Origin of the sequence: Flavobacterium daejeonense DSM 17708 (assembly GCF_000425425.1) — a bacterium.
GTDB classification, from domain to species: Bacteria; Bacteroidota; Bacteroidia; order Flavobacteriales; family Flavobacteriaceae; genus Flavobacterium; species Flavobacterium daejeonense.
Map to the genome: position 1 here is coordinate 87978 of NZ_AUDK01000011.1, position 23687 is coordinate 111664.

General features: G+C 34.0%; 28 protein-coding genes. 16 read left to right on the forward strand and 12 right to left on the reverse strand.

What is annotated here, in order from left to right:
• Positions 1-122 precede the first annotated feature (122 nt).
• The 3 genes from mazG to def all read right to left on the reverse strand — a co-directional run bounded on the left by mazG (position 123) and on the right by def (position 2126).
• A complete protein-coding gene (mazG, locus tag H599_RS0109360) occupies positions 123-896 on the reverse strand; it encodes a nucleoside triphosphate pyrophosphohydrolase (RefSeq protein ID WP_026713897.1) in 774 nt (257 codons plus the stop codon).
• Positions 897-977: 81 nt separating this feature from the next.
• Positions 978-1454: a DUF5606 family protein gene (locus H599_RS0109365; protein ID WP_026713898.1), complete on the reverse strand. Its 477-nt coding sequence runs from the start codon at positions 1452-1454 to the stop codon at positions 978-980.
• A gap of 84 nt (positions 1455-1538) precedes the next feature.
• Positions 1539-2126, reverse strand: coding sequence for a peptide deformylase (gene def / locus H599_RS0109370; RefSeq protein ID WP_026713899.1), 588 nt, complete (start codon positions 2124-2126; stop codon positions 1539-1541).
• A gap of 198 nt (positions 2127-2324) precedes the next feature.
• On the opposite strand from def, the gene H599_RS0109375 reads away from it, so the two are divergent.
• Positions 2325-4550: an FUSC family protein gene (locus H599_RS0109375; RefSeq protein WP_026713900.1), complete on the forward strand. Its 2226-nt coding sequence runs from the start codon at positions 2325-2327 to the stop codon at positions 4548-4550.
• A 38-nt stretch (positions 4551-4588) separates the two neighbouring features.
• Here H599_RS0109375 and H599_RS0109380 read toward each other — a convergent pair whose 3' ends face one another.
• The 4 genes from H599_RS0109380 to H599_RS0109395 form a co-directional block, all read right to left on the reverse strand.
• Positions 4589-6082: a malate:quinone oxidoreductase gene (locus tag H599_RS0109380; protein WP_026713901.1), complete on the reverse strand. Its 1494-nt coding sequence runs from the start codon at positions 6080-6082 to the stop codon at positions 4589-4591.
• A 113-nt stretch (positions 6083-6195) separates the two neighbouring features.
• A complete protein-coding gene (gene ruvX / locus H599_RS0109385; RefSeq protein ID WP_026713902.1) occupies positions 6196-6612 on the reverse strand; it encodes a Holliday junction resolvase RuvX in 417 nt (138 codons plus the stop codon).
• The gene (locus tag H599_RS0109390) at positions 6613-6894 is read right to left on the reverse strand and encodes a type II toxin-antitoxin system RelE/ParE family toxin (protein ID WP_026713903.1); all 282 of its coding nucleotides are present in this window, start codon (positions 6892-6894) and stop codon (positions 6613-6615) included.
• On the reverse strand, positions 6884-7117 hold the full coding sequence (locus tag H599_RS0109395) for a hypothetical protein (protein WP_026713904.1): 234 nt from the start codon (positions 7115-7117) through the stop codon (positions 6884-6886). Before H599_RS0109395 ends, H599_RS0109390 begins: the two co-directional genes overlap by 11 nt.
• 99 nt (positions 7118-7216) lie before the next feature.
• On the opposite strand from H599_RS0109395, the gene H599_RS0109400 reads away from it, so the two are divergent.
• Positions 7217-8032: a 2,3,4,5-tetrahydropyridine-2,6-dicarboxylate N-succinyltransferase gene (locus H599_RS0109400; RefSeq protein WP_026713905.1), complete on the forward strand. Its 816-nt coding sequence runs from the start codon at positions 7217-7219 to the stop codon at positions 8030-8032.
• A 73-nt stretch (positions 8033-8105) separates the two neighbouring features.
• On the opposite strand, the gene H599_RS0109405 is transcribed toward H599_RS0109400, so the two are convergent.
• The 3 genes from H599_RS0109405 to H599_RS0109415 all read right to left on the reverse strand — a co-directional run bounded on the left by H599_RS0109405 (position 8106) and on the right by H599_RS0109415 (position 10589).
• Positions 8106-8918: a glycosyltransferase gene (locus H599_RS0109405; RefSeq protein ID WP_026713906.1), complete on the reverse strand. Its 813-nt coding sequence runs from the start codon at positions 8916-8918 to the stop codon at positions 8106-8108.
• A 15-nt stretch (positions 8919-8933) separates the two neighbouring features.
• Positions 8934-9749 carry a glycosyltransferase family 2 protein gene (locus H599_RS0109410; protein WP_026713907.1) on the reverse strand — a complete coding sequence of 272 codons (816 nt, stop codon included), beginning with the start codon at positions 9747-9749 and terminating at the stop codon, positions 8934-8936.
• 72 nt (positions 9750-9821) lie between these two features.
• A complete protein-coding gene (locus tag H599_RS0109415) occupies positions 9822-10589 on the reverse strand; it encodes a lipopolysaccharide kinase InaA family protein (protein ID WP_026713908.1) in 768 nt (255 codons plus the stop codon).
• Between the two features lie 184 nt (positions 10590-10773).
• Here H599_RS0109415 and H599_RS0109420 point away from each other — a divergent pair, with 184 nt between their 5' ends.
• The 6 genes from H599_RS0109420 (at position 10774) to H599_RS0109445 (ending at position 15725) form a co-directional block, all read left to right on the forward strand.
• Complete coding sequence (locus tag H599_RS0109420) at positions 10774-11343, forward strand: L-threonylcarbamoyladenylate synthase (protein ID WP_026713909.1); 570 nt, start codon at positions 10774-10776, stop codon at positions 11341-11343.
• A 40-nt stretch (positions 11344-11383) separates the two neighbouring features.
• Entirely contained in the window at positions 11384-11767 is a 384-nt protein-coding gene (locus H599_RS0109425) for a GxxExxY protein (protein ID WP_026713910.1), read from the forward strand.
• Positions 11768-11796: 29 nt separating this feature from the next.
• Positions 11797-13218 (forward strand): CCA tRNA nucleotidyltransferase, encoded by a 1422-nt coding sequence (locus H599_RS0109430; RefSeq protein WP_026713911.1) that lies wholly within the window; start codon positions 11797-11799, stop codon positions 13216-13218.
• A gap of 77 nt (positions 13219-13295) precedes the next feature.
• Complete coding sequence (locus tag H599_RS0109435; RefSeq protein WP_026713912.1) at positions 13296-13655, forward strand: four helix bundle protein; 360 nt, start codon at positions 13296-13298, stop codon at positions 13653-13655.
• 38 nt (positions 13656-13693) lie between these two features.
• Positions 13694-14722: a COX15/CtaA family protein gene (locus H599_RS0109440; RefSeq protein WP_026713913.1), complete on the forward strand. Its 1029-nt coding sequence runs from the start codon at positions 13694-13696 to the stop codon at positions 14720-14722.
• Between the two features lie 223 nt (positions 14723-14945).
• Positions 14946-15725 (forward strand): CDP-alcohol phosphatidyltransferase family protein, encoded by a 780-nt coding sequence (locus tag H599_RS0109445; protein WP_026713914.1) that lies wholly within the window; start codon positions 14946-14948, stop codon positions 15723-15725.
• A gap of 38 nt (positions 15726-15763) precedes the next feature.
• Here H599_RS0109445 and H599_RS0109450 read toward each other — a convergent pair whose 3' ends face one another.
• Both H599_RS0109450 and H599_RS19425 read right to left on the reverse strand, forming a co-directional pair.
• On the reverse strand, positions 15764-16369 hold the full coding sequence (locus H599_RS0109450; protein WP_026713915.1) for a thioredoxin family protein: 606 nt from the start codon (positions 16367-16369) through the stop codon (positions 15764-15766).
• A gap of 11 nt (positions 16370-16380) precedes the next feature.
• Positions 16381-16857, reverse strand: coding sequence for a TlpA family protein disulfide reductase (locus H599_RS19425; protein ID WP_051590695.1), 477 nt, complete (start codon positions 16855-16857; stop codon positions 16381-16383).
• Positions 16858-17989: 1132 nt separating this feature from the next.
• Between H599_RS19425 and H599_RS0109465 the strand changes: the two genes are divergently transcribed.
• The 8 genes from H599_RS0109465 to H599_RS0109505 all read left to right on the forward strand — a co-directional run bounded on the left by H599_RS0109465 (position 17990) and on the right by H599_RS0109505 (position 23657).
• Positions 17990-18547: a sugar O-acetyltransferase gene (locus tag H599_RS0109465; protein ID WP_026713916.1), complete on the forward strand. Its 558-nt coding sequence runs from the start codon at positions 17990-17992 to the stop codon at positions 18545-18547.
• A gap of 15 nt (positions 18548-18562) precedes the next feature.
• On the forward strand, positions 18563-18952 hold the full coding sequence (gene gloA2, locus H599_RS0109470; RefSeq protein ID WP_026713917.1) for an SMU1112c/YaeR family gloxylase I-like metalloprotein: 390 nt from the start codon (positions 18563-18565) through the stop codon (positions 18950-18952).
• Between the two features lie 192 nt (positions 18953-19144).
• Positions 19145-20419, forward strand: a complete 1275-nt coding sequence (locus H599_RS0109480) for a chloride channel protein (RefSeq protein ID WP_026713918.1) — start codon at positions 19145-19147, stop codon at positions 20417-20419.
• Positions 20420-20430: 11 nt separating this feature from the next.
• Positions 20431-21033 carry an HPP family protein gene (locus H599_RS0109485; RefSeq protein ID WP_026713919.1) on the forward strand — a complete coding sequence of 201 codons (603 nt, stop codon included), beginning with the start codon at positions 20431-20433 and terminating at the stop codon, positions 21031-21033.
• 101 nt (positions 21034-21134) lie between these two features.
• Positions 21135-21674 carry an IS1096 element passenger TnpR family protein gene (locus tag H599_RS0109490; RefSeq protein ID WP_026713920.1) on the forward strand — a complete coding sequence of 180 codons (540 nt, stop codon included), beginning with the start codon at positions 21135-21137 and terminating at the stop codon, positions 21672-21674.
• A 78-nt stretch (positions 21675-21752) separates the two neighbouring features.
• Entirely contained in the window at positions 21753-22112 is a 360-nt protein-coding gene (locus tag H599_RS0109495) for a four helix bundle protein (RefSeq protein WP_026713921.1), read from the forward strand.
• 45 nt (positions 22113-22157) lie between these two features.
• Positions 22158-23216, forward strand: a complete 1059-nt coding sequence (locus H599_RS0109500; RefSeq protein WP_026713922.1) for a nucleoid-associated protein — start codon at positions 22158-22160, stop codon at positions 23214-23216.
• Between the two features lie 195 nt (positions 23217-23411).
• The gene (locus H599_RS0109505; protein WP_026713923.1) at positions 23412-23657 is read left to right on the forward strand and encodes a hypothetical protein; all 246 of its coding nucleotides are present in this window, start codon (positions 23412-23414) and stop codon (positions 23655-23657) included.
• Positions 23658-23687: the final 30 nt, after the last annotated feature.

Consider the following 23687-nt stretch of genomic DNA (forward strand, 5'->3'; position numbering starts at 1 on the left):
CATCAAAAGTACAAAAGTCTTTTTGAAAAATCAGGAATAAATTCATCCGAAAAAACTCAATATAAAATTTTGATTGGTTGATTTACTTAACATTTCAGTGAAAAAAATCTAAATTCTGCTTTCTACAGTTTTTTAGCTTCTTCCCAAAAAACATCCATCTCCGCCAAAGTCATATCAGAGAGTGATTTTCCTAATTCGCCAGCTTTGCTTTCCAAATACTGAAAGCGTTTAATGAATTTTTTATTGGTTCGTTCTAAGGCGTCTTCCGGATTAACCTTTAAAAAACGGGCATAATTAATCATGGAGAACAAAACATCGCCAAATTCGGCCTCTATTTCATCCTGATTTCCCGACTTAACTTCTACCTGAAGTTCTTCTAATTCTTCCTGAACCTTATCCCAAACCTGATGCGGTTCTTCCCAGTCAAAACCTACGCCTTTTACCTTATCCTGAATGCGACTAGCTTTAACCAAGGCCGGTAAACTACGGGGAACGCCTTCCAAAACGGATTTTTTTCCTTCTTTTAGTTTGAGTTTTTCCCAGTTTTGTTTGACTTCTTCTTCATCTTTTACTTCTACATCACCATAAATATGCGGATGACGGTGAATCAATTTTTCACAAATCTCATTACAAACATCGGCAATATCAAAATCCTTGGTTTCGCTGCCTATTTTGGCGTAAAAAACAATATGCAGCAACAAATCGCCTAATTCTTTTTTAACTTCATTTAAATCATTATCCAAAATGGCATCTCCTAATTCGTAGGTTTCTTCAATAGTAAGATGCCGGAGCGTTTGCAAAGTTTGCTTTTTATCCCAGGGACATTTTTCACGCAAATCGTCCATAATATCTAATAATTGTTCAAAAGCCTGCAATTGATTTTGTCTTGTATTCATAAGAAGAAGTTTGTGTAAAAATAAGAAATCCTGTGTTCTAAGCGCTTTAGAACACAGGATTTTATAACATTTCAGCAAAAATTATTCTGCTACTTTTTTAGATTTTTTTGGTTTTTCTGCCGGAGCTTCTGCTTCTGCAGTAACTGCTTCCACTACTTCTTTGGCTACAGCTTCTTCAGTTGTTACCAAACCTTTAGCTTGTAAAGTGTTGTACCAGTTTAAAATTTTCCTGATATCCGAAGCATATACTCTTTCTTCGTCATAATTTGGCAAAATTTCTTTAAAATAAGCTGCCTGAGCCGCTACATCTTCTTTGTGGGAAATAGCCGGACCGTTGTTTTCTTTTTCAGCAATGCTGTTCATTACTTCTTTTAACGGTTTTTCACCTTCATAAGTATATACTGAAATTTCAGACAACAAACTTACATTACTTCTCAAGTTTACCGTGATTTTTTTTCCGTCAACCAATGATTCTGCGACAAAACCGGTGCGTGTTTGCACTTTTAAAACATATAAACCCGGTTTTCCTGAAATCGCTAATATTTTTTCTAAATTCATGTTATATAATTATTATTTAAGAATTCTTATAATTGTTTGGCTATTGCTCAAAAACGATACCAAAAAGACTTTTAAAAAGAATGATTATCTGCTTTTTTTTCCAAAAAAACGCATTCTGTAATCCTGAAAAGTTTTGCCTTCCATGATATTTTTTAGTTTCCCTTTGATAAGACGTTTCTTTAACGAAGAAATTTTATCGGTAAACAAAATTCCTTCAATATGATCATATTCGTGCTGAATAACACGCGCTACTAAACCATCGAAAACTTCGGTTTTCATCACAAAATCTTCTTCGCAGTATTCGATAGTTACTCTTTCTTTACGATATACATCCTCACGAACATCAGGGATGCTTAAACAACCTTCGTTAAAAGCCCAGTCTTCCCCTTCTTCCTTGATAATTTTTGCATTAATAAAAGTACGTTTAAAACCTTTCAATTGTTTTTGCTCATCAGCTTCTAAATCTTCATCGTCACTAAAAGGTGTTGCGTCTATAACAAATAAACGTATGGCCAGTCCTATCTGCGGCGCTGCCAGTCCTACTCCGGATGCATTATACATCGTTTCATACATATTGGCTATTGTTTCTTTCAAATTAGGATATTCAGCTGTAATTTCCGTTCCTACTTTTCTCAAAACCGGATCACCGTATCCTACAATTGGTAAAATCATTGTTGTTGTATTAAATATTAGTAGCTTTTTAAAGCTTTAAATCCTAAATTTAGGATTGCCAAAAATAGTAAAATTTAAACAATGCTTAAAAGGGATTAACAATAAATAGTGTTTTTAAAATTTAATCCTAAAAACAAAGGTATTTATCCCATTGATAAATGCGACAATTCATACCTTTGTGTATAATCCCTAAGATTTATGATTTCAAAAATTCAGAAATTCATTTCCGGCACCAATTTCAGTAATGCTTTGAAAGTCACCATTGCCGCCGTTTTTCCCGTATTATTATTTTCCTATTTTGATCATTTTCAAATTGGTTTTACCATCGCTTTAGGTGCTTTTTTTACTTTTCCGAGTGATATTCCCAGCAATCTGAAACATAAAATCAACGGATTATTAGTGACTTCATTTATCATTGCCGGGGTTAATCTGATTATCAATTTGTGTTATCCTTATGCGTGGATTTTTTATCCGGTACTCATTACGCTTATTTTTTGTGTTTCGATGATTCTGGTGTACGGACAACGGGCTACGATGGTTTCTTTTTCGGCTTTATTGTCGCTTTCACTGGCTTTTGCACATTTAAATTCAGGTTGGGAAATGCTTCACTACGCCGGACTTTTATTAGCCGGAGGATTATTTTATACCATTATTTCGCTGCTTTTTTTCTTTATAAAACCCAATCATTATGTCGAATTGCAAATGGCCGAGTGCATCCGACTTACGGCTAAATACCTGAAACTACGTGGTGATTTATGGGAACTTAATTCGAACCGAAAAGCAATTACTAAAAAACAATTGCATCTTCAGGTAGAACTGAATATTTTACACGAAAATATTAGGGAAATTCTAATTACCAACCGAACCAAATCAGGTTCTTCAGGACAAAACCGAAAATTTTTACTCAGTTTTATTTCTTTGGTCGAAATATTAGAACTGGCTATCGCTACTTCTTTTGACCATAATAAATTACATCAAAAATTTGACAGCTATCCTAAAGCACTGGAAACCTATCAAAATCTGGCTTACAGCTTAGCTAAAAGCTTAAAATTATTGTCGCAAAGCATCGAAAAACACGAAGCTTACACCTCCGAACACAATCTGATTGAAGATTTACACCAGTTTGAAGAAACAATAACTTCTTACAAAAAAAACTTGAAGACCAAATCTTCTTCGGAAGAAGTATTAATGCTCATTACCATGCTGCATTATGCTGAAAAACAGGTAGAAAAAATTATCACTTTAGAACGTGCTTACACAGATAACATTAATTCGAAAGATTTAATCAAAGGACGCGACAAAGACATTGAAAAATTCATAAAACCCCAATATTATCCGCTGAGTACTTTTGTAGAAAACCTCAGCTTTTCCTCAACTGTTTTCAGGCATTCGCTGCGAATAACCGTTACCATTTTATTAGGATACATGATTGGAAAAATCCTTCCATTAGAAAACGTTTACTGGATTATCCTGACCATTGTAGTGATTATGAGACAGGGATTTGGGCAAACGAATGAACGTACGTATCACCGTATTTTTGGGACTTTACTGGGTGGTGTTATTGCTTTTGGAATACTTTCGGTTATTCACGATTCTTATGTAATTAGTACGCTGGCGATAATTGCCATGCTCTTAGGATTTTCTTTCAATCCCAGCAATTATAAAATTGGCGCCACCTTTATCACTATTTATGTGGTTTTAATTTATGGTGTCCTGGCTCCTGATAACGGCAATGTGATTGAATACCGCATTTTAGATACGATTGTGGGCGCTTCTCTGTGTTTGCTCGCTAATTATTTTTTATGGCCGTCCTGGGAATTTTTAAGCCTTCCGGTTTACATTGAAAGTGCAATTGAAGCCAACAGAAATTATCTAAGAGAAATTTCGATTATCTATAATAAAAAAACAGAAGTTTCTACCGAATACCGACTGGCCCGAAAACAGGCTTTTATTGAAATTGGAAATTTAATGGCTTCTTTTCAGCGTATGCTTCAGGAACCTAAATCCAAACAAAACAAACTGCCTCAGGTTTACAAATTAGTGGTACTAAATCATTCTTTATTGTCTTCGCTGGCTTCTTTAGGAACTTATATTCAGTCGCACAAAACAACCGAAGCTTCTAAAGCCTTCAATGTGGTGGTGGATAAAGTACTGGGAAATTTAGAATTTGCTATGAATTTACTCAGTAATCCTGATTCCGCTCCAACGCAGTCCAATGAAGAACTGGATCAACGACTAACAGAGTTGAAAAATATTCGTTCCAAAGAATTAAAACAAATCAAATTGATTGACAAAGAAGCGTATCAAATCAAAATGCAGGAAGCCCAATTGGTTATTGAACAATTGATTTGGATGACCAATTTATCCGAAAACATTGTAAAAACTACCGAATTACTGATGTCTGAAAAAAAAGAATCCCATTAGCCATGACTAACGGGATTCCTCATAAAGTGGTATTGCTATTATTTTAATTTCAAAACGGTAGCGGTATTTTCTCTAACTGCTTTAAGCAATTCCGGATTTTCATTTAATTTTTGTCCGTAAGAAGGAATCATTTCTTTAAACTTAGCCTGCCATTCCGGAGTTTTGATTTCATTTTTATAACATCTGCTAATTACATCAATCATAATTGAAACTGCTGTAGAAGCCCCTGGCGAAGCCCCAAGTAATACCGATAAAGTTCCATCGGCAGAAGTAATCACCTCTGTTCCAAACTCTAACTTTCCTCCTTCTTTTTCGTCTTTCTTAATTACCTGAACACGTTGTCCGGCACGCTCTAAAACCCAGTCTTTAGATTTTGCCCCCGGGACATAGTCTCTCAAAGCTTTAATTCTGTCAGCCGGAGATTGACGCACCTGCTCAATTAAATATTTAGTCAACGGAATATTTTTGTATCCGGCAATTAGCATCGGCATAATATTGTCCAACTGAATCGACTTTGGTAAATCAGAGTATTTTCCGTTTTTCAGAAAACGGGTTGAGAATCCTGCAAAAGGCCCAAACAATAATTGTTTCTCACCATTTATCATACGCGAATCAATATGCGGAACCGACATAGGTGGCGCACCCACACTAGCTTTTCCGTACACTTTTGATTCATGTTGCGCAATCACATCCGGATTAGTACATTTCAACCATTGTCCGCTTACCGGGAAACCGCCAAAACCTTTTCCTTCCGGAATATCTGCTTTCTCTAACAATGGCAACGAACCTCCTCCGGCTCCGATGAAAACAAATTTAGGATAGGCTTTTCGAATAGAACCATCATTTAAATTTTTGATTTTTATCCTCCATGTTTTATTTTCTTTTTGTCTTAGTTTTTTAACTTCATGACCAAAATACATATTCACACCTTCCATTTGAGTCAGATACTGAAACATATTTCGGGTCAATTCACCAAAATTCACATCTGTACCAATAGCCATAGACGTTCCGGCTACTTTTTCAGATTCTTTTCGGCCTTCCATAACCAATGGCATCCATGATTTCAATTCGGCAAAATCAGTACTGAACTGCATTTCCTCAAAAAGCGGATTGGCTTGCAAAGCTTTGAATCGTTTGGTTAAAAATTCTACATTTTTATCCCCCCAAACAAAACTGATATGTGGAATTCTTTTGATAAAATTCTCCGGAGATTTTACAATTCCTTTTTGAGCTAAATAGGCCCAAAACTGACGGGAAACCTCAAAAGATTCAGCAATACTAATGGCTTTTTTAGGATCGATACTTCCATCACTTCCTTCCGGAGTATAATTTAATTCACAAAAAGCGGAGTGTCCTGTTCCGGCGTTATTCCAGGCATCTGAACTTTCGGCTGCAGCATTGTCTAATCTTTCGTAAATATCAATAGTTAAATCGGGTTGTAATTCTTTCAGGATAATTCCTAAAGTAGCACTCATAATTCCTGCTCCGATAAGAACCACATCACAATGGGAACGTATAGTTGTATCTGACATAATATTGTTTTTATAGGCGGCAAAGATACTTTAATATTCTTGTAATTAAAAGAGCCTTTCTAAGGGAAAAAGTTACATTTATCACTAAGTTTTGCGGTTTTAACAAAGAATTATTAAAACATTTTGCGGGATAAGTAATCCTGCAACATGATTGTAGCCGAAATTTCGTCAATAAGGGCTTTATTTTGACGTTGCTTTTTATTCAAACCACTGTCAATCATGGTTTGGAAGGCCATTTTAGAAGTAAATCGCTCATCTACCCGCTCTATTTTCATCTCCGGAAAATGGTTGGTAAAATGCGTTACAAATCCCTTAATAATGGAAGCACTTTGCGAAGGTTCGCCGTTCATTTGTTTCGGTTCGCCAATGAGTACCAATTCTACTTTTTCTTTCGAAAAATAATCCTTTAAAAAAGCAATTGCGGTATGACTGGGAATAGTAGTTAGTCCCGAAGCTATAATTTGTAATTCATCGGTAACTGCAATTCCTGTACGTTTTTGTCCGTAATCAATACAAAGTATTCTTGGCATTTATAAAGAGTTTTTATATTTTATGAAACCGAATACGGAAATAACTTCTTGTTCCGTATCTATATAATAGACAACAGTATAACCTTTAAAAACATAATCTCTTATGTTTTCATCATCATAATATCTGGATTTCTTAAAATTAAAAGGATTTTCTAAATTTTTCTTTATGTTTTTAATTAAATCAGCCTTAAATTTTCTTGCTGCGATAGGTTTGTCTTTCGAAATATACCTAATCTGACTATCTAAATCCAATCTAAAATCTTCAGTAATTTCAATTTTCATATTCTGAAATTGTCTTTTCCAGATACGCATCTAACTCTTCCAAAGTACAACTTTCAGCCGTTCCGTTTTTTATCTTCTCCAAAGCAGCATCCAGTTTTTTCTTATTTGCATCGAAATCCGGATCTTCCTGAACAATTTTTAATTCTTCAGAAGAAAAAACACTTAACAATTTTAATATTTTTTCTTTGATTTCTGATTTAAATTCTAATCTAATCGCTTCCATAATCCAAACAATTTAATATACAAATATATAACATTTTCAATACTTTTCTCTTTTTAGCTTTTAGTTAAAAAGCCTATATTTGCCAAAAAATTTTAAATCATGAACAATTTACAAACAATTATAGAACAAGCCTGGGAAAACAGAGCTTTGTTGCAGGAAGAAACAACAACTAACGCGATTAGAGAGGTTATCGAATTATTAGACTCAGGAAAACTGCGTGTTGCTGAGCCAAAAGGCGATTCATGGCAGGTAAACGAATGGGTTAAGAAAGCCGTAGTAATGTACTTCCCTATTCAAAAAATGGAAACTTGGGAAGCCGGAATTTTCGAATTCCACGATAAAATGGAATTGAAAAAAGATTATGCTGCCAAAGGAGTACGTGTAGTTCCGGGTGCTTCTGCACGTTACGGTTCATTTATTTCAAGCGGTGTAATCATGATGCCAAGTTATGTAAATATTGGTGCTTATGTTGATGCCGGAACAATGGTAGATACCTGGGCAACTGTAGGTAGTTGTGCTCAAATTGGTAAAGACGTTCACTTAAGTGGTGGTGTTGGAATTGGTGGTGTATTAGAGCCATTACAAGCTGCTCCGGTAATCATTGAAGACGGCGCTTTTATCGGTTCCCGTTGTATTGTAGTAGAAGGAGTTCACGTAGGTAAAGAAGCTGTTCTTGGTGCTAACGTATGTTTGACTGCTTCAACAAAAATTATCGACATTACAGGTGAGGAACCCGTTGAAATGAAAGGTTTTGTTCCTGCCCGTTCAGTAGTGATTCCGGGAAGTTATACTAAAAAATTCGCCGCCGGTGAATACCAGGTTCCTTGTGCCTTGATTATTGGTACACGTAAACCTTCTACCGACTTGAAAACATCTCTAAACAATGCGTTGAGAGAATATGATGTAGCGGTATAATATGTTTATTGAGTAAAAAAAGAACTTGTTGTTTCCACAACAAGTTCTTTTTTTACTCAATAAACACCTCTGTTTAATTTTTTACCAAACCGTTTATAGCAATGAACTGTTTTTTTTGAATCTTCCCATACATGATTCTCTCATTCTCACTTTGATCAGTCCAATTTTCCTTATGATGCAAATGATACTGAACAGCAAAGTTTCTTAATGAAAATAATTCAAAACCCATTCCTTTAAATCGCCAAGTAAGATCTATATCTTCTCCAATAGCAGGCAAAACATAATCTTCATCAAAACCATTTATCGTTTCTAATGCCGATTTATAACATGAAAAATTACAGCCTTTAAGTTGTTTCATACTTCTTAATTTAGGAATAAATCCAAATACTGAACGAGGCGATATATATATCCCTTCCTCACAAAACTTTGCACCATCTTTTTTTATCAACCTAAACTCAGGTAAAATACGCTTACAAAAATCAGCTATGTTTTTTGAAAGCCTTAATTCATTCGAATATTTTGATCCTAATTTAATCCTTTTCCCTGCCAAAACCCTGTCTTTTTGCGCAAAAAAAACATGATTCTCAATAAATTCAGGATGGAGTACACAATCTCCATCTATAAAAATTATATATTCACAATCAGTATACTTTATGGCATTATTTAAAGCAATATTTTTACGCCAACCTACATCGTCTTGTGTTAAATGAGTTAAATCTAAATTCCCCTTATAATTACTCACAAAGTCTTTCATTTCACTTGAATTACCATCTTCGGAGATAATAACCTCTATATCCTTATAAGTTTGTTGTTCAACAGAATATAAAACCACCTCTAAATCCCGAGTATTTTTATATACAGATATTATTAATGCTACTTTTTTCATCTTCCTTAACTTTAATCAAAAATTAGAATCAATTCCTATCGGCGTTCGTACAACTTTATTTTTACGTGTATTTTCCCGAATAGCATAATTCTTCTTCCAGGTCTCTTCATTTACATATCCTCTTTTATGGTCTAAATGTACACAAATAGCGCTGTAACGAATTTGTTTGGATTTCAATCCGTAGTTAAATAATCTCTCTCCTAACTCACGGTCTTGCCCTCCATATTGCATTTCCTGATTAAAGCCGTTTATAGCCACAAGATCTTTTTTCCATCCGGATGCGTTATGCCCATTCCAGGTAGCTTTTGTCGGTGTTATCCAATTTAGAAAAACTGCTAAACTCCCTTTTGCTGTGAACTTTATATTTTTAAAACTCCTTTTTAGTCCATTTTCTTTTAACCAATTAATATCAAAGCAACGTTGTTCTTGAATGTCTTCTTTCGAAATTAATTGTGAAATATCCATTGGTAATTTAAAATAACCACCTGATAAAAAACCCCCTTCTTCCCGATAATTCAAATGCACTTCAACAAAATCTTTACGAGGAATACAATCCCCGTCAGTAAAAATCAAATATTCAGAATTAGAAGCTACAATTGCCTTATTTAAAATTTGTGATTTCTGAAAACCATTGTCTTCGTGCCAAACATGAACAATTGGAATTGTTATTTCTTTACGTAATTTATCTAGCAATTCTTTTGTAGCTGAACCCGAACCATCATCAGCGATAATAATCTCAAAATCCTTTTCTGTTTGAACACTAAAACCTATAAGCACTTTCTCTAACCATGCTTCGGCATTATAGGTACTCATTATTACTGATGCTTTCATTCTATTTTTTTATTGGGACAAATGTAAGTATATTTTTGCTTTTTAAAATAAAATCGGGAAACGAAAATAACTTTAAACTTTCCAGAATTTCAACTTTTTCTTTATTCTTTTCTTTCTTTCAAATCCTGCTCTAAAACGACAGACTTCTTTCCATATTGTATCAAGAATTTCCTGTGGACTTTTAGACTTATAACATTTAGCATATTCATCACTCATAATGGCAATCATTTCTTTTTTTGGAGTAAGACGGCTTAAATTTTTCATTCGCTGTTCAAAATTCATTGAAGCATGAAAATTCATTCTATTCAAATCGACTAAATAAAATTGATACTGACCATTTTCTCCCTTGTTTATCAAAGTATTCCCAGGCGAATGATCTAAAAACTCAATTCCTTTTTCATGTAAATTAAAAGTAAATCGTGTAAACTGACGCAAAATATTCTCGTGATCCGGATAATCGGGATTATGAATTAATTCCCTGTACGTTAAATCCACTTCCAAATGTTCACTTACATAATAACTATCTTTCAATCCTAACCAATTGGCATTTTCAAAATAAGCTATAGGTTGTGGCGTTCCGATACCGTTTTCCAACAAACGCACCGCATATTCATAAGACCTTCTGGCTTTGGATTTCCTAAAATATTTGTAAACAACACTATTAATAAGATGTGGAACTTTAAAGGATTTGATATTTACTTTTATATCTTCTAATTCAAAAAGCTTAATCGTATTACGCTTTCCGTCTCCAAAAAGCTGTCCGGAAGTTTTAAATTTTTCAACCATTTGCAACAAATTGGACGCAAATTTTTGAAAATGAGAATCAATTTTTACAATCATTCCTAATTTAATTTAGAGTGCAAAGATAGCTATTACAACAAAGTATTCCTATTGAAAAAACCAAGTAAAACAACACCCTTGCCCTTTTTAAAAAATGTGTTTTCTAAAACAATGGATTACTTTTTCAAAATTATTATTCGTTTCTTTGCATACATTTTTTGATATCCAATTCTAACACATAAAAATGGAAAATCTAAACGAAGAGGTTCACAAAGCCTTTGAAATCATCAAAGAAGGCGGCATCATCCTTTATCCTACTGATACGGTTTGGGGAATTGGCTGTGACGCCACCAATCCGGAAGCTATAAAAAAAATATACGCCTTAAAACAGCGCGAGGAAACCAAAAGCATGATCGTTTTGATGAATGGCGAACGAATGATGTACAACGTTTTTAAAGATATTCCGGAAGTTGCCTGGCAAATTATCGATTTATCTGAGAAACCAACCACTTTAATTTTAGACAATCCGAGAAATATAGCTCCGAATATTATTGCTGAAGATAAAACACTGGGCGTTCGAATTGTAAAAGAGCCTTTTTGCTATAAATTATTGGAACGAATGAAAAAACCTCTGGTTTCTACTTCTGCTAATATTTCCGGTGAGCCCACTCCAAAAAGTTTTAAAGAAATCAGTCCCGAAATTATAAAAGGCGTGGACTATGTTGTAAATTTGCAGCGCGATAAAATTTGCCAGAATCCATCAACCATTATTAAGTTGACTAATGATTGCCAAGTGAAAGTGATTCGAAAATAGTTTTTTTTTTACCGCAGATTCGTAGATTTAATTTAAAAAAATGGAAGAATATTTATCCGCAGATGAAACTTATAAAATTATCGGAATTTTATTTGAAGTACATAAAAATCTAGGAAAGGGCTTTGCTGAAATCGTTTATAAAGACGCATTAGAATTTGAATTTAAAGAAAACAACATTCCGTTTGAAAAAGAAAAAGAATACGCAGTACAATACAAAAACACTGTTTTAAATCACAAATTTTATGCTGATTTTGCCCTTTACGGCTCTATCATTTTAGAAATTAAAACTGTAGACTGCTTCAACAATAGTCATTATAACCAATGCTTAAATTATTTAAAAGTTTCTGAAAATGAATTAGCTTTATTAGTGAATTTTAATTCAGTTTCCCTAGAATACAAACGAATTGTTCGCACAAAAAAGTAAAATAATCTGCGAATCTGCGGTAATTAACTATGAACTACAAAGAATCCTTACATCATCCGATTTTCAAAATAATCTCTCAGGCTTCAAAAGAATTGAATGTTGACAGCTACGTCATTGGCGGTTTTGTAAGAGATTTAATTTTAGGTCGTGATTTTAAAAAAGACATCGACATTGTTGCAGTTGGAAGCGGAATCGAATTAGCCTTAAAAGTTTCTGATTTACTTCCCAAAAAACCAAAAGTTCAGGTTTTTAAAAATTACGGCACAGCCATGTTGCGTTTTGAAGACACGGAAATCGAGTTTGTAGGTGCCCGAAGAGAATCCTATACAAGAGACAGTCGCAATCCTATTGTGGAAAACGGAACTTTGGAAGACGACCAAAACCGACGTGATTTCACTATTAACGCGCTAGCATTGTCGCTGAACGAATCTAATTTTGGAGATTTATTAGATCCTTTTGACGGACTTAAGGATATGGAACGCAAAATCCTAAAAACGCCTTTGGATCCTGATATAACCTATTCAGATGACCCTTTGCGCATGATGCGTGCCATTCGTTTTGCCACACAGCTGAATTTTGAAATTGAAGAAAATTCACTGCAGTCAATTACAAAAAATGCAGAGCGCATCAAAATCATTTCCGGAGAACGTATTGTAGATGAGCTGAACAAAATTCTGGCTACAGACAAACCTTCAATTGGTTTTTTGCTTTTATACAAAACGGAACTTTTAAACCTTTTATTACCGGAATTAACCGCGTTGAATCAGGTGGAAGAAATCGAAGGACAAACTCATAAAAACAATTTTTACCACACACTAGAGGTAGTGGATAACATTTGCCCAAACACCGACGATGTTTGGTTGCGTTGGGCAGCTTTATTGCACGATATTGGTAAAGCTCCAACCAAAAAATTCAACAAAAAACAAGGCTGGACCTTTCACGGACACGAGTTTTTAGGCGGAAAAATGGTTAAAAAAATTTTTGAACGTTTGCACATGCCTTTGAATCAAAAAATGAAATTTGTTCAAAAAATGGTCGTAATGAGTTCCAGACCTATCGTGCTTTCGCAAGATATTGTGACCGATTCGGCAGTGCGTCGTTTGGTTTTTGATGCCGGCGAAGATGTAGAAAATCTGATGACACTTTGCGAAGCTGACATTACCACAAAAAATCCGGCGAAATTCAAAAAATACCATAAAAACTTTGAAATCGTTCGTAAAAAAATCGTCGAAGTAGAAGAAAAAGACTCTATCCGAAACTTTCAACCACCTATTTCCGGCGAGGAAATCATGGAAATCTTTGATTTAAAACCTTCCAGAGAAATTGGTATTTTGAAAGAAGCGGTTAAAGAAGCTATTTTGGAAGGTGAAATTCCAAACGAATATGAAGCTGCTTATCAATTTGTATTAAAACGCGCTGAAAAGATGGGACTGCAAAAAGTCACTAAGTAACAAAGTCGCTAAGTAACAAATTTTCAAAGTGTTCCATAAAGTCGCATACAAGATTGTATATAAATTTATAATTGAAAATGAAAACATTTAGAGATTTACAAGTTTGGCAAAAAGCAATGGTATTAGTTACCAAATGCTATTCGATTACTTCAAACTTCCCTAAAGAAGAACTTTTCAGCTTAACCTCTCAGATTAGAAGAAGTTCTATTTCAATTCCAAGTAATATTGCAGAAGGCTTTGGCAGAGACACAAACAAAGATTATCTTAGATTCTTAACCATTTCACTTGGATCCTTATTTGAATTCCAAACACAAATTGAAATAGCTTACAATTTAAAATACATTGATGAAGAAAATTTCAATTTACTATATAATGACAGTAGAGAAGTTGAAAGAATGCTAAGTCCTTTTATTCGAAAAATAAAAGAAACTTTGTAACTCTGAAACTTTGAAACTTTGAAACCCTAAAAAAGAAAATGAAAAAAGAAAACAAAGCCGTAATTATCTGGTTATTTTCAGGTTGTTTATTAATATTTTTAATGGTTATTGTTGGTGGCATCACCAGATTGACTAATTCCGGATTGTCCATGACCGATTGGCATTTAGGCAAAGATACCTTCCCTCCTCTCACTGAAGCTAAATGGCAGGAAGCTTTTGAACATTACAAACAATTTCCGGAATACCAAAAAATCAATCAATTCAAAGACGGTGGTTTTTCTATTTCAGACTATAAACAAATCTATTTCTGGGAATGGTTCCACCGATTTATCGCCCGTATTTTAGGAATTGTTTTCATCATCCCTTTTGTATGGTTTTTAATTAAAAAGAGACTGGACAAACCAACCATCAAAAAATCTATTATTCTTTTAGGAATGGGAGCTTTACAGGGTTTTTTTGGCTGGTTTATGGTAAAAAGCGGATTAATAAACGATCCTGATGTGAGTCATTTCAGATTGGCACTTCATCTTACTTTCGCCTTTATCACCTTTGCCTACACACTTTGGGTAGCTTTAGATTTAATTTATCCGGTAAAGAGAAATGTTGAAAAATCACTTCGCAATATCGCCAGATACGCTTTATTCTTCTTGTTATTACAAATTATCTACGGTGGATTTGTTGCCGGTTTAAACGCAGGCTTAATCCACAATCACTGGCCTTTAATGAGTGACGGACGATTTATTCACGACAGTGTTTTTCTGGAACAGGACAATTTACTTTTGAGTTTTACTGAAGGGAAAAGCGGCGTGCAGTTTATCCACCGAACTTTAGCTTATGTAGTTGTTGGAATAATGCTTTATTTATACTTCAAAAGCCGAAAATTCAATTTAGACTTTAACCAGAAAAAAGGAATTCAAACGTTGGTATTTCTTGTTTTTGTACAATTTGCACTAGGAGTTTTTACTTTACTTTACGGAGTTCCGTTATGGCTGGGTTTAATTCACCAAATCAACGCATTTTTCCTGCTTTCGGCTATGACTTACAGCCTCCACCGATTGTCTAAATAAGATTGTTATTTTTTATTTTCACGCAGATTTTGCAGATTTGAGCAGAAAACAATGAACAAATCGGCATAATCTGCCTGCTGTTTTTTATTTAACTTAATGACATATTATACTTTAATTTATTACTATTTCACAAACTGTCTTATCCCGCAATCAGCTTAAATACGATTTTTTTACCTATATTTATAATAGACTATATCGCATTTTTCTTATTCATTTGTAAAAAATGGCCAAACTTGCTACAAAAGACAAATTTCTTGATTTCTCAGATTACGGAAGAACTGCAGGAACCCAAATTGCCCAAACACTAAAAAACACGCGTTTTACACCTATTCATGTAAGCTTGCTTTTTGGAGTTTCGGGCTTAATTGCCATATACTGTATTCTCAGCAATCACCAGTATTGGGCTTGTTTTTTTCTAATTTTAAAATCAATAATCGATGCAGCCGATGGCGAATTGGCCCGAATCAGAAAAACGCCTTCTTACACCGGAAGATATCTGGATAGTTTATTGGATATGCTTCTTAACTTTTTAATTTTAACCGCTATCTGTTTCGTTTCCGACAGTTCCTTTCAGGCCACACTTCTGGCTTTCTTTTGCATCGAATTACAGGGAACTTTATACAATTATTATTATGTTATTTTGCGCTCCAAATGCAAAGGAGCCGACAAAACAAGCCAAATTTTCGAAAACAAAATACCGAAAGCCTTTGCCGGAGAAAGCCAAAAATGGGTTGGAATCCTATTCAAATCTTACCAAATGAGCTATGGAGTTTTTGACAAAATCATTCAAAAATTAGACTATTCAGCTGCGGCTTTATCCAACTTCCCCCATTGGTTTATGACCTTAGTTTCCCTTTACGGATTAGGATTTCAACTACTCTTAATCGGATTAATGCTGGCTATGGGATGGACAGAACACATCATTCCTTTTTTCATCGCTTACTCACTCCTAATCCCTGTTTTAATTATCATTAGGAAAAACTGTATCAAACAAAAAGAGTAGGCTCTTCACCTACTCTTCTTCTGCTATTTTTCAAAAAGTTAGTTTTTAACTTTAATACTGCAACCAATAGCCTTAGTCACTTCCGGAGAAGGTGCTTTTCCGCTTTCCAGGGCAGCAATCGCATTTTCAAGATATTTCTCTTTCACCTCAGCCGCACTATCCACATTATCATCAATCGCTCCGATGTATTTTACCACACGATTTTTATCTAATAAAAACACATGAGGCGTTTTAGTCGCTCCGTATTGTGGAAAAATTTTTTGCCCTTCGTCAAATAAATAAGGAAAAACAAATCCTTTTTCTTTAGCTCTTTTTTGCATTAATTCATAACTATCATCAGGTTGCACGGACGGATCATTTGGATTAATTGCTAATAAAACATAGCCTTTAGACTTATATTTTTTAGCCAAATCATTAATACGATCCTCGTATTTTTTAGCAAAAGGACAATGATTACAGGTAAACACAACAATAAAACCTTTTGCGCCCTTATAATCTGACATACTGTACATTTTCCCATCAACCGATTTTAGCTTAAAATCAGTAGCGGTATCACCAATTTTATAGCCAGAAGGAGCTATAACCGTAAAAGCTGATACCAATAGCACAGCAACAAACAATAACAAAACCGATAATTTTTTCATAATAAAAACTGTTAATTAATAATTGAATTCACATATTGATTTAACTCATTGTAGTCAGAAAACATCTTTTCTACAAAAAAATTTTTCCCGTTTTTAAGAATTAAAGTAGCCGGAATGGAGCCCGACCAATCTTCATCTACAGCAGGAAGCCATGTATTATAATCCTTATCCGTAAGCAAAACCACCTCCGATTGTATCTGTTCTTTTTTCAAAAAAGGCAATAATGCTGTCTCATATTGTGTCTTAAAATCCAAACTTACGAGCACTACTTTTAGCTTTTTATTTTCGGAATTTAACTGTTCGAAATAGGGTAATTCTTTCACGCAGGGAGCACACCAGGTAGCCCAAAAATTGACTACATAAGTGGTGTTTTCATCTCCCAAAACGGCTTTTTCTAAATCAGAATAGGAATCAAAAACAGCTACTTTTTGCGCCTGAATTTGTACCGAAAAAAGAAATGCCGCTACTGCTAAAACATAATATTTCATATTCGTTTTTTTAAATTATAGACCAAACGAATTTACAATCTTTTAATTGTTTTCCGAACTTCATTAACAAAAAATTATTGCTCAACAATATCAAAACAACATTCTTTATTTCCATTTTTTCTTACTTCAAAAAGGAACATTTTATCAAAAAAACAGTCTGAAAAAACAGCTAATTTTCACCTCAAAAAAGAACCTTTTTCACAGATATATTTCTGATATTTTTCAACTCCGAAAAACACTTCAAAAAAAGCTAAAAAAACACCTCGAAATCACCCAAAAAAAACAAGTTTCCAACCCCGAAAAAACACCCCTAAAAATCGAAATTTCAAAAAGAAAAAACAACCTCTAAAAAAACAACCCATAAATAAGTTAAAAAACCAACAAGCAAAAAATCATTTTTAGATAATCCGAATTTCCCAAAAACCACAAATCCGGCAAGACTAAATTCCGCCTGAAAAACATCAAAAAAAAAACAATTACTGGTTTAAAAATAAAAACTATTTTCACAACACATAACTGATAAAAGTTAATTTTATTTTTTTTAATTTTTTTCGAACTATAAGCTTCTTTATATTATCAAAAAATACAAATACGACCTCAAAAACTTTTAAAAAATCACCATAGAAATAATCTATACTAATATATTAAAAAATTAAATACCAGATTTTTATATATAATTAATTAAACTAAAAAATTAACATTGTTGTTTTTAAGCCAAAAACAACAAAAACACGTATTGAAAACCCAAACCAGTTAAAACACTAAAACATAATTAAAAATTTAAAGTGATTAATCTAAACAATTACTTTAAGTAAACAACAATCAAAAAAATCCTTTAGATACAAACACAAAAAAGACAACAATCTGCCCCAAAAAAACAATCCCCTTTCTTAATTTCATTTTAACAACTCACAAACAAGAAGAACTATTTTTCCAGGCAATTATTAAAACTACTTCTTCTCCGAAACAGTCCTTTTACATTTTTAACCTATCTTTACAAGCAACAAAAAAACACCTAAAAACCAGCTTAAAAAAACACTTATTTCAGACTCTTTTTCAACACTAAAAAAGACCTCTTTTTTGACCCGAAAAAAACACCAAAAATAACCTCTAAAAAAGCAACCCAAAAAACATGAAAACTGAGAAAGAAAAAATGATTAACAAAGACTATTATTTAGCCGGAGACCCTACCTTGATAAAAGACCGTCGAAGAGCTAAAAATTTACTCCACCGACTCAATGTAACTGAATACCGACTAACTAAAAAAGCGAAAGAAATTTTAAAAGAACTCATCCCAAACGCCGGAAACAATTTATACATCGAACCACCTTTTCATTGCGATTACGGTTATAATATTTTTTGCGGAGACAACATCTATTTCAATGTCAACTGCGTGGTTCTTGATTGCGCAAAAGTCACTATTGGTTCGAATGTATTTTTTGGTCCGGCAACACAACTTTACACCGCCACTCACCCGCTCGATGCCGAACTCAGAAAGACACTTGAAAATGCCCTACCCATAACTATCGGAGACGATTGTTGGATTGGTGGCAATTCGGTCATTTGTCCCGGAGTAACCATCGGAAAAGGAAGCGTCATTGGCGCCGGTTCGGTTGTCACCAAAAACATCCCCGACAACTCACTCGCCGTTGGCAATCCCGCCAAAGTAATTCGAAAACTGAATCAATAACCAACTACTATCAAAATGCTGTCTCTAAAAAACATCCATCATATTGCTATCATCTGTTCTGATTACGAAAAATCCAAACAGTTTTACACCGAAATCCTCGGACTGAAAATAATCCGGGAAGTTTATCGCGAAAACCGAAAATCATACAAACTCGATTTAGCCATCAACGAACATTACTGCATCGAATTATTTTCTTTCCCAAACCCACCTGAAAGACCCTCTAATCCGGAAGCCTGCGGATTGCGTCATTTAGCTTTTGCCGTTGAAAATTTAGATAAGAATGTTTCTTTTTTGAATTCAAAAAACATTATTGCAGAGCCAATTCGAATTGATGAATTCACTCGAAAACGTTTTACTTTCATTACCGACCCTGATTTATTACCTATAGAACTTTACGAACTTTAATTTCTTAATTTATTTCTAAACCCCAAAAAACCAGATTAACAAACCCTCTCATTATAAAATCTCATTAGTAATCTAAATCAAAAACAGATATTTGACTTTTTTCTATAGTTAAAAAAAACTTGTTTTTTGCTGCGAAAACGCAGGTTTTTTGTTTTTTTATATAATTTTGCCATTCATTAAAGATTTCAAGTAATGAAAACTACTGCACAAATTAAAAAAAACTACCACCTTATTAAATTTAAAAAACTAGTAATCGTCTCTCTTTTAATTGGTTTTCTTTCTGCTTTTTTAGGAATTAGTCTAAAAAAAATTACCGAATATTATGAAGAGATTTTCTTTCATCAGGCAAGCGTAAACCCCTTTTTCTATATTCTTTTTCCGGTTTTTGGCTTATCGGTAATTTATTTTCTGCGAGAATATCTTTTTAAGAAAAAAGAAAACAAAGGCATCAAAGAAGTTTTTGAAAGCACTAATTCAAAAACCAAAAACCTTCCTTCTTACAAGATCCCATCGCATACGATTAATGGATTACTAACTGTAATTTTTGGCGGTTCTACCGGAATCGAAGTTTCAACAGTGGTGGCTACAGCTACTATTGGTTCGGTAGCGCACCAAAAAGAAAATATTTTCCGTCAGTACAAAACCGAATTAATTTGTGCAGGTGTAGCAGCCGGAATCACTGCTTTATTCAGCAGTCCCATCGCCGGAATCTTATTTGCTATAGAAGTTATTTCAAGAAAAATTACCCGTGCCTTTATCATTTCAAATTTAATTGCCGTTTCTATTTCTTTTGGGTTGTTAACGCTCTTAAAAGAAGAACCTCTTTTTGCCGTTAAGATTGCAAACTGGCATTTAAGAGCGATTCCATATTTTATTTTACTGGGAATTTTAGCGGGAATAAATTCGGTTTATTTAACGAAATGCGTGTTGTTCTTCAAAGCACAATTTGCCAAAATTGAAACGCATTATTACAAAATCATCTTTGGTTCCGTTGTATTAAGCATTTCTCTTTTTATTTTTCCGCAGCTTTACGGCGAAGGTTATCATGCCATCAAAACAATTACTTCAACCCATAACGAAATTCCTTTAACACTTACATTAGCCTTCAGCTTTTTAGGAATATTGTTTTTAAAACCGGTTGTTACTTCCGTTACACTGGCTTCCGGTGGCGACGGTGGCGTTTTTGCTCCCAGCCTTTTTATTGGGGCTTTTTTGGGACTTTTAGTTGCTTCGGTACTCAATACTTTTTTTGATACCCAAATTATCCCAATGAATTTTATGGTTATCGGAATGGCTGCTGTTTTAAGTGCGAGTATTCATGCTCCGTTTACCGCAATTTTTTTAGTTTGTGGTCTGACCAATAATTACACCTTATTTTTCCCAATTCTGGCAGCCTGTTTCATTTCAAAATATACAGCCAAAATGATTTACCCTAATACGGTTTACACCTTTGCTCCCAGCATTTAAATTTTAAAATCATGCCAACACACAAAATCAAACGCGGTTACCGCAAAACCCGTTACATCCTTTACAAAGAAACTTTAATTGATTACAAAGAACAATTTTGGTCCTTTTTAGGTTCCTTTGTTGGCATCGGACTGATTGCCTATTTCCAAAGCCAGCAATTCTCACATCAGGATGTGGTATATTTAATAGGTTCTTTTGGCGCTTCGAGCGTTTTGGTATATGGAATCATCGAAAGTCCGTTTTCCCAACCCCGAAATTTGGTTGGAGGACACTTAATTTCAGCTTTTATCGGAGTGACAGTTCATCAATTATTTCCGGATACTATATTTATTACTGCGCCTCTGGCTGTTTCCTTATCGATTGTGATGATGCAAATAACCAAAACCCTGCATCCGCCAGGAGGAGCTACGGCTTTGATTGCTATCATTGGAACACAAAAAATTAAAGCTTTAGGCTATTGGTATGTTCTATCGCCGGTTTTAACCGGAGTGCTTATCCTGCTATTTACCGCCTTAATTTTTAACAACATGACTTCAAGCCGAAGATACCCGGCGCACAGCACCTATCACAAACGCTATTTAAGAAGTATCAAACGGCTGATAAAAGGCAACTAATTCACAACCAAACCCTCGCTGTTTTTTTGATAAAATTTCACAAATCGCATTGGGATTAAAAAGGATTAAATGTACCTTTGGCTTTTATAAAAATGACGATTATGGTTTATAAATTTAGAGTAATCTTAGACGCAGAAGAAGATATTTTCAGAGATATCGCCATCTTGGAAGACGATACATTAGAAGATTTACACAACGCTATCTTTAATTCTTTTGGATTTGATGGTATGGAGGTTGCTTCTTTTTACACTTGTGATGACACCTGGAATCAGGAAGATGAAATTTCACTTTTTGACACCGGCGATGTTCCCGGAGAACAACGCATCATGAGCGATTATAAACTTTCGGATATTCTTGACGAAGAAAACACTAAAATTATCTATGTATATGATTTTATCAATATGTGGACTTTCTTAGTAGAACTTGCAGCAATTGAAGATCAAACTGCCGGAGCCACTTATCCGGAAACTTTATTTGCTCATGGCGAAATGCCTGATGAAGCTTTGGAGAAAAACTTTGAAGCAGACAATGCAGATGATTTTTATGACGAATTTGAAGACGGCTTAGACGATGACGACATGGATATGTTTGAAGGAGACGACAGCTACGAAGATTACGGATTTGAAGAAAATTGGAATTAGTTTTTTAGTTCCTAAGGTTCTAAGTCACTGAGTTGTTAAGTTTTTCTTATTTTTAATAAAATTTAAATTTAAAGAAAGATGAGTACATTTAGAGACCTTTTGATTTGGCAAAAATCAATGACCTTAATCACACAAATTTACCAATCAACAAATCAATTTCCAAAAGAAGAAATTTTTGGCTTAACTTCACAGATTAGGAGAAGTGCCATTTCTATCCCAAGTAATATTGCCGAAGGCTTTGGACGGGAAAGCAAACAGGACTTCTTACGATTTTTAAATATTTCCATTGGTTCTTTATTTGAATTACAAACACAATTGGAGATTGCAAAGAATATTAACTATTTAAACGAAAACGAATTCAATAATATATTTGAGGACAGTCGAGAGATCGAACGTATGTTAGTTTCTTTCATTAAAAAATTAAAAGAACGAAACTAACATACACAAAACCTCAGAAACTTAGAACCTCAGCCACTTCAAAAAATGATCAACCTATTCAACGCACACATTGAGACCCTTTCTATCCACCGGGTAGGAAATAAAAGCCGAAATGAAGCTATCTTTTTATCGGAGCAGCCTTTTAACCTTCAGGACGAAATTGTTCCGCTTATCAAAGAATTTTTCCTGAAACCATTTCGTGAAAAAGAAGAAAACTATTATCAGTTTGCTCACGAAGTCGATTTGGATTATAATGACATGTACAAATACACTTCTGAGATTTTTAACAATCCGGGGAGTTTACATGAAACTTCCAAAAAAATCACCAAACATCTTTTTGAACAATCCAATCATCCGCACATCAAAAACGGAGAAGTTTATGTAACTTATTTAACTAACGTAAACATCGATAATACGCCTGTAGATGCTATCGGAATCTTTAAAAGCGAATTGCAAACAGATTTCCTGCAATTTGAAGAAAAAGAATCTAATCTGGAGATGATTTTACTACAGGGAATCAATTTGAATAAATTAGACAAAGGCTGTTTGATTTTTAATCATAAAAAAGAAGAAGGTTACAAAATCCTGACAGTGGACAGCAACCGTTATGATGCCCGCTACTGGCTAGAGCATTTCTTATCGGTAGATGCTTTTGAAGACGAAAACTTCATCACTAAAAAGTATTTGAAATTTTGTCAAAATTTTGCCAAAGACGTAGTTTTCCCTGCCGAAGACAAAAAAGAAGAAGTAATGTTCATGAACCGTTCGGTGAATTATTTTGCCAAAAATGATGAATTTGAAGAAACAGAGTTCTTAAACGAAGTTTTGGATAATCCGGACTTGATTCCTGAATTTAAAAACTACAAAGTTGACAAAGGCGAAAAATACAGCATTGAGGATGTCACTTCATTCCCAATTGCAAATGCCGCCGTAAGTGATGCCCGAAAATCAATTAAAAACGTTATCAATCTGGATACTAACATTCAGATTAAGATGGATTTTATTAATCCGGAAAGTGCTGAAAAATTTGTAGAAAAAGGCTGGGACGAAGAAAAACAAATGTATTATTACCTGGTTTATTTCAATAAAGAGCAAAAATCCTAGTTAGTTTACAATTCACTACTTAATTCATCTCCAATTGCTTAGGCAGTTGGAGATTTTTTTTTAAAATCATTTAATAGAAAATAAGTTTATACTTATGAAATTATCAAAAAAGCGTACTTAGTCGATTTTTTAAGTATTTTTATCTATAATTTTCTATTTTTATCACTCCCAAACAAAATTAACCTACTTTTTATTATGAATTTAACAGATTTCAAAGCACTGATTACTGGTAAAAAGATTGTATGTTCCATTTTTGGTCATAAAATGATTACCTCCAGAAACATTACTAATCACTTAAAAGAATATAAATGTACGGTATGTCAAATGGAGTTAACAAATGACGAAGAAGGCGATATTACCTATTTAACTCCCGAATTGAAAGAAGTGAACGAAGCCTTAATCTCTTTTTATCAAAAAAAGATTTTAGTAAAACAACACTAAAATCTCTTTTTTCTATTTCAAATAAAAACA

Coding starts and splice junctions, on each gene's coding strand:
- mazG (WP_026713897.1), bottom strand. CDS start 896: ATGAATACAAGACAAAATCAATTGCAGGCTTTTGAACAATTATTAGAT.
- H599_RS0109365 (WP_026713898.1), bottom strand. CDS start 1,454: ATGAATTTAGAAAAAATATTAGCGATTTCAGGAAAACCGGGTTTATAT.
- def (WP_026713899.1), bottom strand. CDS start 2,126: ATGATTTTACCAATTGTAGGATACGGTGATCCGGTTTTGAGAAAAGTA.
- H599_RS0109375 (WP_026713900.1), top strand. CDS start 2,325: ATGATTTCAAAAATTCAGAAATTCATTTCCGGCACCAATTTCAGTAAT.
- H599_RS0109380 (WP_026713901.1), bottom strand. CDS start 6,082: ATGTCAGATACAACTATACGTTCCCATTGTGATGTGGTTCTTATCGGA.
- ruvX (WP_026713902.1), bottom strand. CDS start 6,612: ATGCCAAGAATACTTTGTATTGATTACGGACAAAAACGTACAGGAATT.
- H599_RS0109390 (WP_026713903.1), bottom strand. CDS start 6,894: ATGAAAATTGAAATTACTGAAGATTTTAGATTGGATTTAGATAGTCAG.
- H599_RS0109395 (WP_026713904.1), bottom strand. CDS start 7,117: ATGGAAGCGATTAGATTAGAATTTAAATCAGAAATCAAAGAAAAAATA.
- H599_RS0109400 (WP_026713905.1), top strand. CDS start 7,217: ATGAACAATTTACAAACAATTATAGAACAAGCCTGGGAAAACAGAGCT.
- H599_RS0109405 (WP_026713906.1), bottom strand. CDS start 8,918: ATGAAAAAAGTAGCATTAATAATATCTGTATATAAAAATACTCGGGAT.
- H599_RS0109410 (WP_026713907.1), bottom strand. CDS start 9,749: ATGAAAGCATCAGTAATAATGAGTACCTATAATGCCGAAGCATGGTTA.
- H599_RS0109415 (WP_026713908.1), bottom strand. CDS start 10,589: ATGATTGTAAAAATTGATTCTCATTTTCAAAAATTTGCGTCCAATTTG.
- H599_RS0109420 (WP_026713909.1), top strand. CDS start 10,774: ATGGAAAATCTAAACGAAGAGGTTCACAAAGCCTTTGAAATCATCAAA.
- H599_RS0109425 (WP_026713910.1), top strand. CDS start 11,384: ATGGAAGAATATTTATCCGCAGATGAAACTTATAAAATTATCGGAATT.
- H599_RS0109430 (WP_026713911.1), top strand. CDS start 11,797: ATGAACTACAAAGAATCCTTACATCATCCGATTTTCAAAATAATCTCT.
- H599_RS0109435 (WP_026713912.1), top strand. CDS start 13,296: ATGAAAACATTTAGAGATTTACAAGTTTGGCAAAAAGCAATGGTATTA.
- H599_RS0109440 (WP_026713913.1), top strand. CDS start 13,694: ATGAAAAAAGAAAACAAAGCCGTAATTATCTGGTTATTTTCAGGTTGT.
- H599_RS0109445 (WP_026713914.1), top strand. CDS start 14,946: ATGGCCAAACTTGCTACAAAAGACAAATTTCTTGATTTCTCAGATTAC.
- H599_RS0109450 (WP_026713915.1), bottom strand. CDS start 16,369: ATGAAAAAATTATCGGTTTTGTTATTGTTTGTTGCTGTGCTATTGGTA.
- H599_RS19425 (WP_051590695.1), bottom strand. CDS start 16,857: ATGAAATATTATGTTTTAGCAGTAGCGGCATTTCTTTTTTCGGTACAA.
- H599_RS0109465 (WP_026713916.1), top strand. CDS start 17,990: ATGAAAACTGAGAAAGAAAAAATGATTAACAAAGACTATTATTTAGCC.
- gloA2 (WP_026713917.1), top strand. CDS start 18,563: ATGCTGTCTCTAAAAAACATCCATCATATTGCTATCATCTGTTCTGAT.
- H599_RS0109480 (WP_026713918.1), top strand. CDS start 19,145: ATGAAAACTACTGCACAAATTAAAAAAAACTACCACCTTATTAAATTT.
- H599_RS0109485 (WP_026713919.1), top strand. CDS start 20,431: ATGCCAACACACAAAATCAAACGCGGTTACCGCAAAACCCGTTACATC.
- H599_RS0109490 (WP_026713920.1), top strand. CDS start 21,135: ATGGTTTATAAATTTAGAGTAATCTTAGACGCAGAAGAAGATATTTTC.
- H599_RS0109495 (WP_026713921.1), top strand. CDS start 21,753: ATGAGTACATTTAGAGACCTTTTGATTTGGCAAAAATCAATGACCTTA.
- H599_RS0109500 (WP_026713922.1), top strand. CDS start 22,158: ATGATCAACCTATTCAACGCACACATTGAGACCCTTTCTATCCACCGG.
- H599_RS0109505 (WP_026713923.1), top strand. CDS start 23,412: ATGAATTTAACAGATTTCAAAGCACTGATTACTGGTAAAAAGATTGTA.